Annotated in this window: 17 protein-coding genes; 10 read left to right on the top strand and 7 right to left on the bottom strand. The window is 58.4% G+C overall.

Annotated elements, in window-relative coordinates:
• Nucleotides 1-47: 47 nt before the first annotated feature.
• Nucleotides 48-296 (bottom strand): GlsB/YeaQ/YmgE family stress response membrane protein, encoded by a 249-nt coding sequence (locus tag H0484_RS07895; RefSeq protein WP_226954030.1) that lies wholly within the window; start codon nt 294-296, stop codon nt 48-50.
• Between the two features lie 403 nt (nt 297-699).
• Between H0484_RS07895 and H0484_RS07890 the strand changes: the two genes are divergently transcribed.
• The 9 genes from H0484_RS07890 to H0484_RS07850 are packed head-to-tail and all read left to right on the top strand — an operon-like array spanning nt 700 to nt 8,678.
• Nucleotides 700-1,869 carry an ABC transporter substrate-binding protein gene (locus tag H0484_RS07890; RefSeq protein WP_226954029.1) on the top strand — a complete coding sequence of 390 codons (1,170 nt, stop codon included), beginning with the start codon at nt 700-702 and terminating at the stop codon, nt 1,867-1,869.
• Between the two features lie 49 nt (nt 1,870-1,918).
• Nucleotides 1,919-2,776 (top strand): branched-chain amino acid ABC transporter permease, encoded by an 858-nt coding sequence (locus H0484_RS07885; protein WP_226954028.1) that lies wholly within the window; start codon nt 1,919-1,921, stop codon nt 2,774-2,776.
• A 2-nt stretch (nt 2,777-2,778) separates the two neighbouring features.
• A complete protein-coding gene (locus H0484_RS07880) occupies nt 2,779-3,774 on the top strand; it encodes a branched-chain amino acid ABC transporter permease (protein ID WP_226954026.1) in 996 nt (331 codons plus the stop codon).
• On the top strand, nt 3,771-4,520 hold the full coding sequence (locus H0484_RS07875) for an ABC transporter ATP-binding protein (protein WP_226954024.1): 750 nt from the start codon (nt 3,771-3,773) through the stop codon (nt 4,518-4,520). Before H0484_RS07880 ends, H0484_RS07875 begins: the two co-directional genes overlap by 4 nt.
• Nucleotides 4,517-5,245, top strand: a complete 729-nt coding sequence (locus H0484_RS07870) for an ABC transporter ATP-binding protein (RefSeq protein ID WP_226954022.1) — start codon at nt 4,517-4,519, stop codon at nt 5,243-5,245. The genes H0484_RS07875 and H0484_RS07870 overlap by 4 nt, the downstream gene beginning before the upstream one ends.
• A gap of 20 nt (nt 5,246-5,265) precedes the next feature.
• Entirely contained in the window at nt 5,266-6,483 is a 1,218-nt protein-coding gene (locus tag H0484_RS07865) for a cytochrome P450 (protein WP_226954021.1), read from the top strand.
• 22 nt (nt 6,484-6,505) lie between these two features.
• A complete protein-coding gene (locus H0484_RS07860) occupies nt 6,506-6,826 on the top strand; it encodes a 2Fe-2S iron-sulfur cluster-binding protein (RefSeq protein ID WP_226954019.1) in 321 nt (106 codons plus the stop codon).
• A 32-nt stretch (nt 6,827-6,858) separates the two neighbouring features.
• Nucleotides 6,859-7,461 carry a MarR family winged helix-turn-helix transcriptional regulator gene (locus H0484_RS07855; protein ID WP_226954018.1) on the top strand — a complete coding sequence of 201 codons (603 nt, stop codon included), beginning with the start codon at nt 6,859-6,861 and terminating at the stop codon, nt 7,459-7,461.
• Nucleotides 7,458-8,678: an NAD(P)/FAD-dependent oxidoreductase gene (locus tag H0484_RS07850; RefSeq protein ID WP_226954016.1), complete on the top strand. Its 1,221-nt coding sequence runs from the start codon at nt 7,458-7,460 to the stop codon at nt 8,676-8,678. The genes H0484_RS07855 and H0484_RS07850 overlap by 4 nt, the downstream gene beginning before the upstream one ends.
• Here H0484_RS07850 and H0484_RS07845 read toward each other — a convergent pair.
• Nucleotides 8,650-9,885, bottom strand: coding sequence for a CynX/NimT family MFS transporter (locus tag H0484_RS07845; protein WP_226954015.1), 1,236 nt, complete (start codon nt 9,883-9,885; stop codon nt 8,650-8,652). The two genes, H0484_RS07850 and H0484_RS07845, sit on opposite strands and share 29 nt — an antisense overlap.
• A gap of 142 nt (nt 9,886-10,027) precedes the next feature.
• On the opposite strand from H0484_RS07845, the gene H0484_RS07840 reads away from it, so the two are divergent.
• Complete coding sequence (locus H0484_RS07840; RefSeq protein ID WP_226954014.1) at nt 10,028-11,263, top strand: MFS transporter; 1,236 nt, start codon at nt 10,028-10,030, stop codon at nt 11,261-11,263.
• Here the strand turns inward: H0484_RS07840 and H0484_RS07835 are convergent.
• The 5 genes from H0484_RS07835 to H0484_RS07815 form a co-directional block, all read right to left on the bottom strand.
• Nucleotides 11,253-12,023: an ABC transporter ATP-binding protein gene (locus tag H0484_RS07835; protein WP_226954013.1), complete on the bottom strand. Its 771-nt coding sequence runs from the start codon at nt 12,021-12,023 to the stop codon at nt 11,253-11,255. The two genes, H0484_RS07840 and H0484_RS07835, sit on opposite strands and share 11 nt — an antisense overlap.
• Nucleotides 12,020-13,015: a FecCD family ABC transporter permease gene (locus tag H0484_RS07830; protein ID WP_226954012.1), complete on the bottom strand. Its 996-nt coding sequence runs from the start codon at nt 13,013-13,015 to the stop codon at nt 12,020-12,022. The genes H0484_RS07835 and H0484_RS07830 overlap by 4 nt, the downstream gene beginning before the upstream one ends.
• A gap of 40 nt (nt 13,016-13,055) precedes the next feature.
• Nucleotides 13,056-13,601, bottom strand: coding sequence for a DUF2478 domain-containing protein (locus H0484_RS07825; protein WP_226954011.1), 546 nt, complete (start codon nt 13,599-13,601; stop codon nt 13,056-13,058).
• A 198-nt stretch (nt 13,602-13,799) separates the two neighbouring features.
• Entirely contained in the window at nt 13,800-14,420 is a 621-nt protein-coding gene (locus H0484_RS07820) for an N-carbamoylsarcosine amidohydrolase (RefSeq protein ID WP_226954010.1), read from the bottom strand.
• A gap of 13 nt (nt 14,421-14,433) precedes the next feature.
• Nucleotides 14,434-15,501 (bottom strand): 2,5-dihydroxypyridine 5,6-dioxygenase, encoded by a 1,068-nt coding sequence (locus tag H0484_RS07815; RefSeq protein WP_226954009.1) that lies wholly within the window; start codon nt 15,499-15,501, stop codon nt 14,434-14,436.
• Between the last annotated feature and the right edge of the window lie 101 nt (nt 15,502-15,602).

Raw genomic sequence — 15,602 nt, 5'->3', positions numbered from 1 at the left:
AAGGCGCTAGGCGCTACGACAGCATAACGAAGAAGTCAGCTGAGGGCTCAACTCTTCTTGGCGATAAGGCCATAGATAAAGAGCACAATAATTGCGCCGACCACCGAACCTATCCAGCCTGCCGCTTCGCCTGGCTGATACCAACCTATGGCGCCCCCCAGGTAACCGGCGACGATTGAGCCCACGATACCCAGAACGACGGTCAGGATGAAGCCCAGCTTTTGATCTCCCGGCATGATTGCACGGGCAATAAGGCCGACGATGAAACCAACGATGATCATGCTGATAATGGCCATTTGCAGCTCCTAGAGTGAGGTAGGTGGGCGCGCAGGGCGCATCGGTATTCGATTCACCAGAGTGGATGGAATGCCGCTGGGCCTAGCCACGTTGCCATCATAGGTAAGCGAGGCGAGGTCGTCCAGAGTTAGGTGGGCGGCTCGATGTAAAAAAAAGTTAATAAGGCCGGAGAGGCCTAGGCGGGCGGAACAGGTCGCATGCCAGCGGGCTCGCATCGGGGTTTTCCATTAATCACACATGGTTGGTATATCAACTTGTTGACATACCAACCATATGTTCATAGAATCACTCCACCTTCGACCCGGGATGCAGGCTGGAAGCGGTGGAAGGTTCATTTTCATGACGACATAAATAAATGCAGGGCACGCCAAGAGCGATTAGCCCGAGCACACAGGAGACACTATGAAGATTCTGCGCATGGGCCTGGCGGCCTGCCTGGCTGCTTCCCTTTCAAGCGTTGCATGGGCCGATACCGTCAAGGTCGGCATCATTGCACCGTTTTCCGGCCCTTTTGCTCATTACGGCAAATTATTCAAAGACGGCGCCGAGGCTTATCTTAAGAAGCAAGACGGCAAATTTGCCGGCCATGATATTCAAATCGTCTATCGCGATAGCGGCGGCCCTAACCCCGCCGGCGTAAAGACCGCAGCGCAAGAGCTTATCGTCAACGATAAGGTGGATTACCTGGGCGGCTTGGTGTTTACGCCTAACGCCATGGCGGTTGCGCCCCTGATCCAGCAGTCCAAAACGCCTACCGTCATTTTCAACGCGGCCACTTCGTCCATCACGCCGCGCTCAGACTACTTCCTGCGTACTTCGTACACCTTGTGGCAGGTCACGCAGCCCTTGGCCAAATGGGCCTATGACAAAGGCTACAAAAAGGTGATCACTGCCGTCATGGATTACGCGCCTGGCGTAGACGCAGAGAAAGCCTTTGATACCGAATTCAAGAAGCTCGGTGGCGAAATCGTCGACAACATCCGCATGCCCATGAGCACGAATGATTTCAGTCCTTTTGCTCAGCGCATCAAGGCTTCCGGTGCCCAAGCCGCGTATATCTTCCTGCCCGGCGGCCCGCCCAACCTGGGTTTCGTCAACGCTTACAACCAGAACGGTTTGCGTGAAGCAGGCATCGAATTCCTGGGGACGGCCGAAATGGATGAATTCGATCTGCAGAAGTTCGGCGATGCCGCCGAGGGCCTGCTGACCGCTTTCCATTATTCCGCCGCCCATGACTCCGACGCCAACCGCGACTTCGAAAAAGCCATGAAAGCTCAGGCCAACGACGCGCTGCTGAACTATGCCTCGGTGGGTGCCTATGACGGTATGCACATCATTCATAAGATGGTCGAAGCGACCGACGGCAAGAAGGACGGTGCCAAAGCAATCGAGGCTATCAAGGGATACAAATGGGAGAGCCCGCGCGGCCCAGCCAGCATTGACCCCGAATCGCGTCACATTACTCAGAACGTTTACCTGCGCAAGGTTGAGCGCGGTGCAGACGGCAAGTTGAAGAACACCGAAATCGAAAATTTCGGCCCGCATCAAGATTACGGCCTGCAACAACAGTAAAGACGTAGATGGTGTATCTCAGCGACGTGTCTTCTGTCAGGAGCCCAGTGTGCCGCACCTAAGCAATATCATCATCGATGGCGTGGTCTACGGAATGGTGTTGTTCATCATTTCCGTAGGGCTCTCCGTCACCATGGGGCTGATGCGCTTCATCAACCTGGCGCATGGCGCGTTCGCGATGGCGGGCGGCTATGTGGCGGCGCTGTTGGTGCGCGAACAAGGCTGGCCGTTTTTGGCCGGCGTGTTCGCCGCCTTGCTCGCCGCCATGGCGGTTGCCGCCGTGGTCGAGCATTTTGTCTTTCGCCACTTATACAAGCGCACCGAGTTGCAACAGGTGCTGTTCACCATAGGTTTTACTTTTGTCTGTATTGCATTAGCCAACTTCCTGGCCGGTGCCTACATACAGCAGTTGCCTTTGCCCGAGTGGATGCAGGGTTCCATGTCTTTGGGTGACAGAACCCTGCCCAAGCAACGTGTAATGGTAGTACTGGCGGGCTTGCTGGTTGTGGGGCTGTTGTGGTGGTTGGTAGCGCGTACACGTTTTGGTATCTGGCTGCGCGCCTCGGTGGACAACGCTGGGATGTCAGCCTCGCTGGGTATCAATATTCGTGCCGTGCAATGCGCCACCTTTGCCGTGGGCGCGGGCCTGGCAGCCTTGGGGGGTGTGTTGGGGGCCGAGCTCATGCCGCTTGAGCCGTATTACCCGCTCAAGTATCTGGTTCTGATGCTGGTAGTCGTCTCAGTCGGTGGCCTGGGCAGTATTTCGGGCACCTTGTGTGCGGCGTTGCTGCTGGGGGTGGTAGATACCGCCGCCCGCTACCTGGCTTCGGGCTACGGCAACTTTTTCTTCTATGCAGCCATGATTCTGCTGCTGGCGTTCCGCCCTCACGGCATACTCCGGAGATAGGCATGACATCATCCCATGCCGCTCTTGCCGGCAAACGCAAGACTTTACTGCCGTGGCATGCGTATGCCATAGGCCTGGGCATTATCTGCGCTCTGTATTGGTTGTTCCCGGGTAGTACCTTGATCCTGACGCGGGTTGCGGTTCTGGCCATCTTCGTGATGTCGCTTGACCTTGTCACCGGCTACGCAGGCCTGCCTACGCTAGGGCATGCCGCCCTGTTCGGCGCGGGGGCTTATGGGGCGGGGCTTTGCGCCATGCACCTTAGCACCGACCCCTTGGTGGGTTTGGCGGTGGCGGCCATTGCCGGCGCACTGTTGGCCTGGATCTCCGGCGCTTTCTTGGTGCGCTATGAAGGCCTGGCATTCCTGATGCTGACCATCGCCGTTGCCCAGATCATGCAGAATCTGGCCAGCAAGCTGCAGTCCATTACGGGGGGCGACGACGGCTTGTCCGGCTTCGAGATCAGCCCATTGTTTGGTCGGTTCGAGTTCGATATGTTCGGCATTACCGGCTATTGGTATAGCGCCATTGTGCTGTTGCTCAGTTATGCCGTGTTGCACAGGGTCATGAACTCGCCCTTTGGTTTGTGCTGCCAGGGCATACGCGAAAACCGCGATCGCATGCAGGCCAACGGTACGCGCATTCACCCCCATTTGCTGCGTTTATACGTGCTGTCGGGCGTCTTTGCCGGGCTGGCGGGCGGCCTTTCCGCACAGATCACGCAAGTGGTCGGGCTGGACAGCCTGAGCTTCAACCTGTCGGCAGAGGGTCTGGTCATGCTGGTGTTGGGCGGGACGGGCAACTTGGTAGGCGCCGTTATAGGCACGGGGCTTTTCATGGGCATTCACCATTTTGCCTCTTCCGCCAACCCCTTCCATTGGCTGTTCGTCATTGGCGCCTTGCTGATGCTGGTGGTGTTCCTGCCTAAAGGCGCTGTGCAATATGTGGCTAAGCGTCTGGGGGCATCGGTGTTGTCCATCTTCGGGAGACGGGCATGAGCGTGTTGCGCGTAAAAAACCTGAGCAAAGCTTTTGGTGGCTTGCAGGTAACGAATGATGTGTCCTTGACCTTGAACGCGGGCGAGCGCCTGGCCCTTATCGGCCCTAATGGTGCGGGCAAGACGACACTGGTGAATCAGATCGCGGGTTTTCTGCACGCAGACTCCGGTAGCATCCACCTGCACAACGAAGACATAACGGCCTGGCCTGGCTATAAGCGTGTGCGTCATGGTTTGGTGCGTACGTTTCAGATTTCCAAATTGGCGCCCACCCTGCCTGCCATAGAGCAAGTGGCGCTGGCCATACATCAGCGTGAAGACAGCATAAGCAGTATGTGGCGTGATCGCCGCAGCTATACGGCGGTGCTGGACGAAGCCGCACAGATACTCGAAGGTTTGCATCTTTCGCGTATTGCCACAGCGGCACCGTCGGCCATGGCCTATGGTGACCAGCGACTGCTGGAAATCGCGCTGGCTTTGGCCTTGCGCCCCAAAGTGCTGTTATTGGACGAGCCTATGGCCGGTGTGCCGCGTTCAGAGGCGCAACTAATTCTGGATGCCTTGTCGCGCCTGCCGGCGGATCTGGCTGTCGTCATTATCGAACACGATATGGACTTGGTGTTTCGCTTTGCGCATCGGATTCTGGTGCTGGCCAATGGCGCGGTGCTGGCTGAAGGCACGCCAGACGACATTCGGCGTAATGAGGTCGTACGTGCGGTTTATCTGGGCAAGGCGGAGCTGGCATGAGCGAACTTTTCACATTGACCAAAGCCGTGGCCGGCTACGGGCCTTTGACGATTCTGCACGAAGTGTCGTTCAGCATAGGCGAAGGCGAGCGAGTGTGCCTGATAGGGCGCAACGGCGTGGGTAAGTCAACGACGCTCAAGACCATCATGGGCTTGACGCAGTGGCGTAGCGGGGCGGTGCATTGGCGCGGCCAAGACGTCACCCGCAGTGGCACCGTACAGCGTTCATGCATGGGCATAGGGTATGTGCCCCAAACACGCGATGTTTTTCCTTCTCTTACTGTGGAAGAGAACCTGGTGGCCGGCTTGCGCAATCAGCCACGATCCGAAATTGAGCGCGCCTATCGCTGGTTTCCACGCTTGAAAGAGCGGCGCGGCAACGGCGGCTCGGAACTCTCGGGCGGCGAGCAACAAATGCTGTCGGTGGCCCGTACCTTGTTGGGCAATCCGCGCTTGCTGCTGCTTGACGAGCCGCTCGAAGGCCTGGCGCCCATTATTTGCCAAGAGTTGATGGAAGCCTTCGAACGGCTTAGCGCCGAAGAAGGCGTGGCCATTCTGTTGGTGGAGCAAAAAGTACAAGAGGCGCTGTCATTTGCGCAGCGCGCCTTGATTCTGGATCACGGAGCCTTGGTGCACGAGGGTGGGGCGGCGGAACTGCTGCACGACTCCCGCTTGCTCGACCGCTACGTATCCGTAACGGAAGTGCCGGTGCAGGTCGCCGGCTGATTGGACATCTGGAGACGATGATGCAAACGATGCAAGACGATACGGCGCGCGAAATCAATGTGCCACGCCTGGATCTCGATCCCTTTTCCGACGAGTTTCTGACCGACCCCTATCCCTTCCACGAGCAAATGCGCGAGGCTGGCCCGGTTGTGTGGCTGAATAAGTACGGTATCTGGGCGGTGGCCAGGCACAAAGAGGTGCATGGCATATTGACTGACTGGTCTAACTTCATTTCTTCCGCGGGCGTGGGGCTGGCAAACTTTCGCACTGAAACCCCTTTCCGTCCGCCTAGCCTGATCCTGGAGGCCGACCCACCCAGCCATACTCGCGCTCGTGCGATTCTGGCGCGTGTGCTCTCGCCCAAAGTGGTCATGAAGATCAAGGTCGACTTCCAGGCTTACGCGGAAGAACTGGTCGAGCGCTTGGTAGCCCAAGGCGAGATTGATGCCGTCAAAGAGTTGGGCGAAGTCTACCCGCTCAAGGTGTTCCCCGACGCATTGGGTTTGTCTGAGCAAGGCCGTGAGAACCTGCTGCTTTACGGCAATATGGTGTTCAACGCCTTTGGCCCGCGCAATCATATTTTCCAGGATGCCGTGCAGCGTTACGAGCCGGTGCGCGACTGGATCATGACGCAATGCCAACGAGAAAATCTGCGCCCCGACGGCTTTGGTGATTTGATCTACCAAGCAGCTGAAGCTGGTGAGATCACCATGGAAGAAGCACCCATGCTGGTGCGTTCCTTCTTGTCGGCGGGTGTCGACACCACGGTTAACGGCATTGGCAACGCGGTGTATTCGCTGGCGATCAATCCAGACCAATACGCCAAGCTTGCCGCCGAACCAGGCAAGGCACGTGCCGCATTCGAGGAAAGTCTGCGCTACGAATCATCGGTGCAAACATTCTTCCGTACCGTGAATGCCCGGATGACGTACGCCGACGTCGATATGCTGGAGAACGACAAGGTTGTGACCTTCCTGGGTTCGGCCAACCGCGACCCGCGCCAATGGCAGAACCCGGAAACCTTCGACATAGACCGCAAGCCTGTCGGGCACGTGGCCTTTGGCACGGGCATCCACGGCTGCGTAGGCCAGGCTGTGGCGCGTATGGAAGGCGAATTGGTGTTGGCTGCCTTGGCCAAGCGGGTCAAACGTATCGAAATCACGGGTGAGCCACGCCGACGCTTGAACAATACGTTGCGCGCTTTGGATTCATTGCCTGTGCGCCTGATACCGCATTAAGTTTTTTCAGTAGGAAGTCGTTGTGGCGATCATTAAATACGTAGACCATACGGGTCAAGTCACCGAAGTGGAAGTTTCGGGCGGAATCTCTGTCATGCAGGCTGCCGTCAACCATGGCGTAGCTGGAATTGTGGGAGAATGTGGCGGTTCGGCCATGTGCGCCACCTGTCATGTGTACGTGGACGAACAGGATGCCGACAAGTTTCCCCCCATTTCAGCGCCCGAGCAGGAAATGCTCGACTGCACGAGCAGCCCGCTCAAGCCCACAAGTCGTCTGGGTTGCCAACTGGTGGTGGAGGGTGACGCAAGCATCACTGTCCATCTTCCGGAAACCCAACAGTAGGCGCGGTCAAAGCGGGCCCGCGCAATCATTCGATGCCAACTAAATCGTCTCAGACTGCGCGGGCAAACAAACCCGCTGCCAGGCGGCAGGCAGCTCAGCGCGCCGACAAGTGGCTGCCCACCGGCATAGAGCTAGAGCAATACGCACCCGCGTATTTCACTTTCATTACCACCAAGCTGGCGGGGGGCGCCGCCTCGGCATACCGGCGTCATTTTGGCGTGGGTATCGAGGTCTGGCGCGTATTGGTGATGCTGGCGCTGGACGAAAAAGTGTCGGTGAACATGGTGTGCCGCCTCATTGGCATGGACAAAGGTTCGGTCAGCCGCGCTTTTAAAAGCATGTACGAGATGGGCCTGATTTCTTTCTCGCACGATCCTCACGATGGTCGGGTGCGCTATGCCACGCTGACCGAGGCCGGTCGGCGCAAACACGACGAAATCAAAGCGGTAGCCATGGAGCGCCAACGCGCTTTCCTCAACTGCCTGAACCCCGAAGAAGTACCTGTGCTGCTAGACATGTTGTGGCGTTTGCATGGCAATCTGCCCAACGTTGAACAGGCGACACAGGTCTATCTGGAGGCGCACGTTCTGAACAAAAAAGCGCCTTCCAGCCGAAAGAAAAAGGAAAGCAAGTGAGTCATATCATTGTGGTGGGCGGCGGCCATGCCGCCGCGCAGATTTGTGCCAGTTTGATAGAAGCCGGCCAAGGTGAACGGGTGGTGCTGGTGTCCGACGAGGCTTACGTGCCTTACCAACGACCGCCCTTATCCAAAAGCTATCTGAAAGAGCCAGAGCCCGCGCCGGCCTGGATACGCGCCGACAGTTTCTATACCGGTAAGGGAGTCGCCTTGCGTCTTTCCAGCCGCGCCATGCGGATTGATCGCCAGGCGTGTCAGCTGCATCTGGCCGACGGCACGACTTTGCCATACGAGCAGTTGGTGCTGGCAACCGGCACGCGTGCGCGTACCTTGCCCGGCCTGGAAGGCATGGGCGCCAATGTGCATACCTTGCGTACGCTTGATGATGCGGCAAGGCTGCGCCAGCAGTCGCAGCAAGCCGAACATGTCTTGGTGGTGGGCGGTGGCTTCATAGGTTTGGAAATCGCCGCTACCATGGCGCTGCAGGGCAAGCGGGTAACTTTGCTTGAGTCGGCCCCACGCCTGTTGGCCCGATCGGTGTCTCCCGAAGTCTCCCAGTTTCTGCTGGCCCATCACCGCAGCCGCGGCGTAGACATCCGACTGGATGCCTGCATAGAGCGTTTTGAAGGCGATGAGCAAGGTGTCAAGCAGGTCTGGCTAAACGGCGAGGCCTTGCCCGTGGATATGGTTATCGTAGGGATTGGAGCAGTGCCCAACGAAGAGCTGGCGAGTGATGCCGGCCTGCTTTGCGAGAACGGCATCGTCGTGGACGAAAACATGCGCACCAGCGATCCACAAATTTTGGCCATAGGCGACTGCACGGCATTCCCTTCGCACATTCTGGGGCGTCGCTTGCGGCTTGAGTCCATTCAGAATGCCAATGACCAAGCGCGTTGTGCCGCTGCCACCCTGCTGGGCCAAACCCAAGCTTACAGAGCGCTGCCGTGGTTCTGGTCTGACCAGGGTGAGGTACGCCTGCAGATCGTCGGTCTGGCGCAGCCCCATCATCAGCGAGTATTGCGCGGCCAGATGCATGACGGCAAGTTTTCCGTGCTGTATTTTGATGGCGAAGTCTTGGCTGCGGTGGAGTCCATTAATTCGCCTTCCGACCATATGGCTGCGCGTAAGCTGGTGGCCGCTGGGCAAGCCGTGCCCGCCGAGCAAGCCCAGGACGTCTCGGTGCCGCTTAAGACTTTCGAGGCTCAGGCAGCTTGATGGTCAGGTTTCGGCCAGCGCTCAGGCCGAAACAGGTGGCTACGCTCATCAGTACCATGAAAAAAATGGCGACTGAGTTCCAGCTGTCTGTGACCTCGTGTAGCCATCCGACTAGAAACGGCCCTGTGGCAGCGATGGTGTAACCCACGCCTTGGGCCATACCTGATAGGGCCGCGGCGACTTGGGCATTGGGCGAACGCAGGACCAAGAAGGCCAGCGACATGGCGAATATGCCGCCCAAGCCCAGCCCAGCCACGGTGGCATGCAGCCATACTTGGCCTATGGGGGCAAAGAAAAGGCCTAGTATCCCCACCCACATCAATATGGATAAGCCGGCGATGACGCCGCGCTGATCGCGGCCATGCTGTGCCATCCAGGGGGCGGTGAGCGAGGTCACGATCTGTACCAGCATCAACAGCGAGAGGGCAAAGCCCGCATTGAGGGGACTGAGGCCACGGTCGATAAGAATGACGGGTAGCCAGCCGAAAACGCAGTAGGCAATGGTGGACTGCGTGCCCATATACAAGGTGATATGCCAAGCCAGCCAGTTGCGGCTTAACTTGGGTAGGGCGGAGGCGCTACGCACTGAGGCGGCCGTCTGGGGCGTATTGCGATTGATGCGCCACCATGCCACGATACTAACGGTGGCGGGTACCAGCCAAAAAGCCAGCGACCAGCGCCAACTGCTGCCCGGTAGCTCTTCCAGAGGCACGGCCAATGCGGCGGATATCGTGGCGCCCAGGCACAGCGCGGTGGAATAAACCCCCATCATCAGACTGGCTTTGGTGGGGAAGTGCTGTTTGATAAGGCCGGGCAGCACCACCATGACTATGCCTATGCCTATGCCTCCGACCAAGGTACCTATGAAAAGACCGGGGGCGCCGAAAAGGCTGCGTAGAGCGATACCGATGACCTGGATGATCATGCCCAGCGTGACCAGACGTTCGGCTGAAAAATAGGGTAGCAGCTTAGGCGCTATGGGGGCGATAAGGCCGAAGCACAGCACAGGCAGGGTGATCAGCAAACCCACCGCCGTATTCGAGAGCTGCAAAGACTGGCGTACGGAATCCAGCACCGGGCCCAGGCCGGTGAGCATGGGGCGCAGATTCATACAGACGAAAACCAGCACAGCGATCAGCCACAGCAATTGCTTTTTCGAGTGCGGCTCGTCGAGCGCAGGTGTGGCAGGTGTGGGCTTGGAAGACATGGCGTGAGAGAAATGGAGCAGCGGCTAAATACGACGAGTGTGCCACAATATGGGCTGATAGGGTGCCGCAGGCCAATCAGGTAATCATAGGCGGCGCGGGTGGTTGCGGGGTAGTGGGTCGCTCCCCACGGGAAACAAAGACATGAAGCTTGAAACAGACGTGGCGGCGCAGCCTGATAAGGGCGTCAGCCTGGCGTATTTGGTGGTGCTGGCAGGTATTTGCAGCGCCTTGCACATATGGAAGTTGCCGCCTGCTTTGCCAGCGATCCGCGCAGAACTCGACATGAGTTTGGTCACTTCCGGGTTTCTGTTGTCTTTGGTGCAACTGGCCGGCATGACCCTGGGTTTGCTCACCGGCATGACGGCCGAAAAAATCGGCTTGCGCCGTTCGGTCGTGGTGGGGCTGCTTTTACTGGCGGCCAGTTCCGTAGGCAGTGCGGCGTATGCCACGCTTACCAGCCTGCTTTTGTGGCGAGCCCTAGAGGGCGTGGGCTTTCTGTTGGTGGTGCTGCCCGGGCCGGCGTTGATACGGCAGTTGGTGTCGCCGGCCAAGCTTAGCCGCGTGCTGGGGGTATGGGGCTGTTATATCCCGGTAGGCTCCATCATTATTTTGCTGGTGGGTTCGTGGGTGTTGGGCATGGCTAACTGGCGCGTGCTTTGGCTGGGCTTGGCCGTCGTCACGGTGCTTGTCGCCGCGATCGTGTGGCGCGGTTTGCCCGCCGATGCAGCGCCTTCCGGCGACGCAAAAAAGTCCTCGTTTTCGGCCTGGAGCATTATCCGTCTGACCTTATCCAGTGCCAATATCTGGATGGTGGCCTTCATGTTCGCCATGTATGCCGGGCAGTGGATCTCCGTGATTGGTTTTCTACCCACCATTTATCAGTTAAGTGGTGTGTCGGGAATCATGGCTGGGGTCCTGACAGCCATTGTGGCCGGCTCGAATGCGATAGGCTGTTTGTACGCGGGGCGCTTGCTGCATCACGGTTTTACGCCGCGAACGCTGGTCTTGACGGGCTACGCGGCCATGATGATCAGCAGCATAGTGGCGTTTGCGTTCCCGGTGCCGGTGTGGGTGCAGTTCGCCGCAGTTTTGGTGTTTTCTACCCTGGGGGGCTTGGTGCCCACCACGATGTTCTACTTAACCATCAAGCTGGCGCCCGCGCCACAAGCGACGGCTGCCTCGGTGGGCTGGATGCAGCAGTTGTCGGCGGCGGGTCAGTTCTGCGGGCCCCCACTGATTGCCTGGGTGGCGACTGTGGTGGGGGGATGGCAGGGCACTTGGTTGGTAACCGTCGCGGCAGCATTGCTGGGCTCGGCCACAATGGTGCACTTGTCCAGGCGTATCAGCAAAAATCAGCCTTCAGCCCTCAGTCATTAGGCGGGGTTTTCTGATGGCCGACATCCAAGTCGGCCGGTTCCAGATCGTATAGCCAAGCGATACGTTCGGGGCTCAGTATTTGTTGGGGCGCCCCGTGCGCTTGTATAGCGCCGTCTTTGAACAGGCTGACCTCATCCGCAATACGCAGGGCGTGCTCGGGTTGGTGGGTGCAAAACAATATGCCCATGCCTGCATCAGCCAGGCGCCGCATGTGCTTGAGCACTTTTATCTGATTGCCGAAATCCAGACTTGCTGTGGGTTCGTCCATGATCAATGCTGCCGGTGATTGCGCCAAAGCTCTGGCAATCAGCACCAGTTGCTTCTCACCCCCGCTAAGCTGGTCGTAAGCGTGCGCCGCCAAATGCTTGATACCAAGCGCCTCCAGGCTTTGCAGGGCCAGGCTGCGGTCTTGGGCCGAGGGCGAGGAAAACAACGGCACATGGGCGGTACGACCCAGCAGAACCAGGTCTTGTACATTTAATGAAAGTGAGCTGTCTTGCGCCTGAGGCACGTAGGCCAGACAGTGTGCCAGTTCGCGCAAGGGCCACTCATGCAAGCGCCGGCCTTGCACGTATACCTTACCGCTTAGGGGCGGCAAAAAACCCAGCAAAGTCTTGAATAAAGTGGTTTTTCCGGTGCCATTAGGTCCTAATAAAGCCACGATACGCCCGGCATGCAGGCTGATATCCAGCTGTTGCGCCACCCTTTTTTGGGCGTAGCCGATATCCAGGCGAACGGCGTTGATCAGGGCGTTGCTCATGACAGCCGACGCGAACGAAGCAGCAGGTACAGGAAGAACGGAGCCCCCAGCAACGATGTCAGCAAACCCAGGGGTAGTTCGGTGTGGCTGACTGCACGAGCCAAAAGATCGGTGAGCACCAGAAACACGGCCCCCAGCAGCGCTGCCGTGGGCAGCAGGCGCGAGAATTCGGCACCGACGAGTAGTCTGGCGATATGCGGCATGATCAGACCCACCCACGCTATGATGCCTGCGAAAGCCACCGAACAGGCGGTCAACAGCGTGGCTGCGGCGATCAGTAGTAGACGCAGGCGGTTGGGGTTTTGGCCCATGGCCAGGGCTTCGTGGTCGGGTAGATTCAGTATGTTGACACGCCAGCGCAAGAGTATTAAGGGTAGCATGGCCATGGCGATGCCTGGTGCAAGCCAGCGCAGCTCGTGGCTGGTCACGGCTTGCAGGCCCCCCATCAGCCAAAACGTAATGGACGGCAGTTGTGATGTGGGATCGGCCAGCAGCTTCAGCAACGATAAGCCCGCGCTCAATAGGGCGCCTATGGCGACACCGGCCAATACCAGCACTAGCACGCTGTCTTGCCGGCGTGCCGCGCGCCCGACCAAATACACGCAGGCAACGGCCAGCAAGCCACCGGCGAAGGCCAGACCTTGAACCCATAACAAGGACAGGCTCATGAAAATGCCCAGCGAAGCTCCGAGCCCGGCACCCGCCGATACGCCCAGAATGTCGGGTGACACCAGCGGATTCCGAAACATGGCCTGATAGGCCGCGCCGGCTGCAGAGAGTGCCGCGCCTATGAGGGCGGCTGCAAGAGCACGAGGCAAGCGCAGTTGCCAGACGACAGTGTCGAGCAATGCGGAGCTGTGATGGCCTGTAAGGCTGGCCCATAAAGCCGGCAAACCGACGGGGTATTTGCCGGCGCTAAGGCTGAGTGCCAGCGTGACGAGCAGCAAAATGAGTAGCGCTGCGAGCAGGGCGGTATAACGCAGCGAAGTCATGGATGTTCAAGTGGGCGACCGCCGCACCGCACAAGTCCCTTCACGCGGCGTGCTCGGCCAGTGGCCATTTCTGGGCGGCAGGCAGGCTGCGGGCCCAATCGTATAAAGCTTCTTTGGTGGCGGGCATTTCATGGGCCAGCCCGCCGGTAAAGTGGCGCCATGCCTCTAGGTAGGTTTGAGAAACAACCGTCAGCATTGGGATGCCTTCACCCATGAAGGACAACATCTCTTGGGCAAAGCCTTTGCCATCGGCTTCGAGAATACCAAAGCGATTCACAAGAGCCAGGTCGACTTGAGCCTCGAAGGCACGATGCAGAACGACGGCCGCAGCAATCAGGGCGCCGGGATCGAGACAGCAGGCGGTGGAGCCCTGCCCCAAATTCTGAGAAATGGGGTAGATCTCGCCGGTATGTACATCAAGCACGGTGCGCGTGGCGCAATCGTCGGCTGAGTCGGCGGGGCCGCGTACCAAACCACGTATTTTCCAGCCGCGCGTCGTCAGGTCGTTGAAAAAGGCGATAAGCAGGTCATCGGCCTGGTGCTTCCCCGAGTGGACGATGGCGGCGATGGGCAGCGATTCAGTCATGACGGTTTCCTTTACGGCTTGCTTAAGTGCCGTAACGATGGTGTCCGGCTACTTTTTCTGTATTTTGCAAAGCATAGCGTAAACGGAATAAAGCCAGCCCGCCAGCGTTCACGCCCAAGCCTTTCCAGTAAGACTGGTACTTTATTCGTGAGGGCTGTGCCGGGGTTGGCAGGGTGCCAACCCCGTGCGGACGTATGCTTAGGCGGGCAGGCCGGCCAGCAAGGCGTCGCGTGTCATGACGTCGGCGTACTTCTGGCCCATGTCGAACAGACTGGCGTCATGCGGCGCAATGGCCCGGTCTCCGACGCAGTCAGAGACGACGATAGGGCGGAAACCCCAGCACATGGCGTCTACCACGCTAGCACGCACACAGCCGCTGGTGACGGCGCCGCCTATGATCAGGGTTTTGACACCACGCTGGGTCAGCCAAGGCGCCAAGTCGGTGCCGAAGAATGCCGAAGGCACGTTTTTGCGTACCACGTACTCTCCGCGCTCAGGTGCCAATTCCGGCACGATCTGGCTACCTGGACTGTCCTCTTTCAGGCCAAGCATGGTGGGTACCTTGGCACTGAAAATATTGGCGTCGCTGTCATCGTCTTGGTAAACGATGCGGCTGTGGGCAATGGGCCAGCCCCGCTGACGTGCGCTTGCAAGCAAACCTTTGCTGCGCTCTATGGCTTCTGGAATATTACCGCCACCGAAAACAGCCGGGTCGGCAAAACCGTTGACGAAGTCGATCAGTAAAAGACCGAAAGGCGCTTGTAGACCCAGGCTGGCGCCAAAGCCTTGCTGCGAGAAAACGGCATTTTCGTTAGACACGAGAGAAGCTCCTTTATTTGGCTGGGGTGCTGCGCTGATAATCCATCAGCTCTTCCAGGACCTTGCCGTCCTTGACGACCACGGTGCCGTCGACGTCTATGGTGCAGTTACGCAAAGGGATGTCGATGTGGCAGGTGGTGGTGCGGCTACCGCCGGCTTCGTTGTTGGGCCCTAGCGAAAACAGGAAGTTGCCGTTGAAAGCGCGTGCGTCCATGCCTATGGTGGCTTCGCGATCGTAAAGGCTGAGGGTGTTCCAGTAAGCGCGTGTCTGCAGCCCCCATCCTATGTGCGAGATGGCATAGGCCTCGGGGTCATTGAATGAAGCGGTGTATTCGCGCAGCAGCTCGGCGTCGATATCGCCTTCGATATCGGTAGCAAAACCGTCTTTCACCGTCAGAGTAATTGGCGTGCTGACATAGTATTTCTGGGGCAGCAGAATATCGCCCTTGTCGATGACGATGCGGCCTTGCGACTGGCCTTCGTTAGGGAAGGTAAAGAAAAAGCCGCTGGGCCAATGATCCCAGCGCCCGGGTTCTTCCACAAAGCCGTACTCCTTAACCACGGGAAACTCACCCATGGGTAGCCGAATGTCGGTACCGGCGGGAGAGGTAACGTGCATCACTTTCTTGTTTTCCAGCAACGCGGCACCTGCTTTTACGCGGTGGTAGTCCTCGATGGTTGGGACGATACGGGCCAGAATTTCGGGTGGCTCGACTGCCAGCAGAATTTTGGTGCCCGAGGCCAAGATATCGTGTTGTTCGGGCGAGAACAGCAGCGTCATCAGGTCGAGCACCAGATCGCTGGCCTTAAGGGCTGCGATAGCGGCGGCATTGCCGGTTAACGGTGTTGTGCCCAGATAAGCGAGCGGGTCGCGGCTGAGCGATTTTTCACCATTGACCGGCGGCAGGTACAAGCGGCTGACGACCGCACCCATAGTTGTCGCGGCGATTTCTGCCGTACGCAGGTTTTGCGGATGCGTGCCTTCGCCGGTCAGTATCGTGACGATCTGCCCGGGTTGAAGCTTGGAAAGCGTCAGGACCTGAGTCCACGCACGGATCATGTCGGAATCACTAACGGCCATGAAAGCCTCCTTATTCGGTTGTTTGATTAATTTATGGCCGGTAAAAACCGCCATTAAGATGAGCCGCCTTTACTGCTTTTAACGGGCGGCCTTTTCAAACT

This window comes from Mesopusillimonas faecipullorum (genome assembly GCF_020539505.1).
Lineage (GTDB): Bacteria > Pseudomonadota > Gammaproteobacteria > Burkholderiales > Burkholderiaceae_B > Mesopusillimonas > Mesopusillimonas faecipullorum.
This window is presented reverse-complemented; position numbering and strand designations above follow the sequence as displayed.

What these genes read in the sequence shown, in the direction of transcription:
- H0484_RS07870 (WP_226954022.1), top strand. Translation starts at nt 4,517, where the DNA reads ATGAGCGAACTTTTCACATTGACCAAAGCCGTGGCCGGCTACGGGCCT.
- H0484_RS07875 (WP_226954024.1), top strand. Translation starts at nt 3,771, where the DNA reads ATGAGCGTGTTGCGCGTAAAAAACCTGAGCAAAGCTTTTGGTGGCTTG.
- H0484_RS07830 (WP_226954012.1), bottom strand. Translation starts at nt 13,015, where the DNA reads ATGACTTCGCTGCGTTATACCGCCCTGCTCGCAGCGCTACTCATTTTG.
- H0484_RS07880 (WP_226954026.1), top strand. Translation starts at nt 2,779, where the DNA reads ATGACATCATCCCATGCCGCTCTTGCCGGCAAACGCAAGACTTTACTG.
- H0484_RS07895 (WP_226954030.1), bottom strand. Translation starts at nt 296, where the DNA reads ATGGCCATTATCAGCATGATCATCGTTGGTTTCATCGTCGGCCTTATT.
- H0484_RS07840 (WP_226954014.1), top strand. Translation starts at nt 10,028, where the DNA reads ATGAAGCTTGAAACAGACGTGGCGGCGCAGCCTGATAAGGGCGTCAGC.
- H0484_RS07835 (WP_226954013.1), bottom strand. Translation starts at nt 12,023, where the DNA reads ATGAGCAACGCCCTGATCAACGCCGTTCGCCTGGATATCGGCTACGCC.
- H0484_RS07845 (WP_226954015.1), bottom strand. Translation starts at nt 9,885, where the DNA reads ATGTCTTCCAAGCCCACACCTGCCACACCTGCGCTCGACGAGCCGCAC.
- H0484_RS07890 (WP_226954029.1), top strand. Translation starts at nt 700, where the DNA reads ATGAAGATTCTGCGCATGGGCCTGGCGGCCTGCCTGGCTGCTTCCCTT.
- H0484_RS07855 (WP_226954018.1), top strand. Translation starts at nt 6,859, where the DNA reads ATGCCAACTAAATCGTCTCAGACTGCGCGGGCAAACAAACCCGCTGCC.
- H0484_RS07865 (WP_226954021.1), top strand. Translation starts at nt 5,266, where the DNA reads ATGCAAACGATGCAAGACGATACGGCGCGCGAAATCAATGTGCCACGC.
- H0484_RS07815 (WP_226954009.1), bottom strand. Translation starts at nt 15,501, where the DNA reads ATGGCCGTTAGTGATTCCGACATGATCCGTGCGTGGACTCAGGTCCTG.
- H0484_RS07825 (WP_226954011.1), bottom strand. Translation starts at nt 13,601, where the DNA reads ATGACTGAATCGCTGCCCATCGCCGCCATCGTCCACTCGGGGAAGCAC.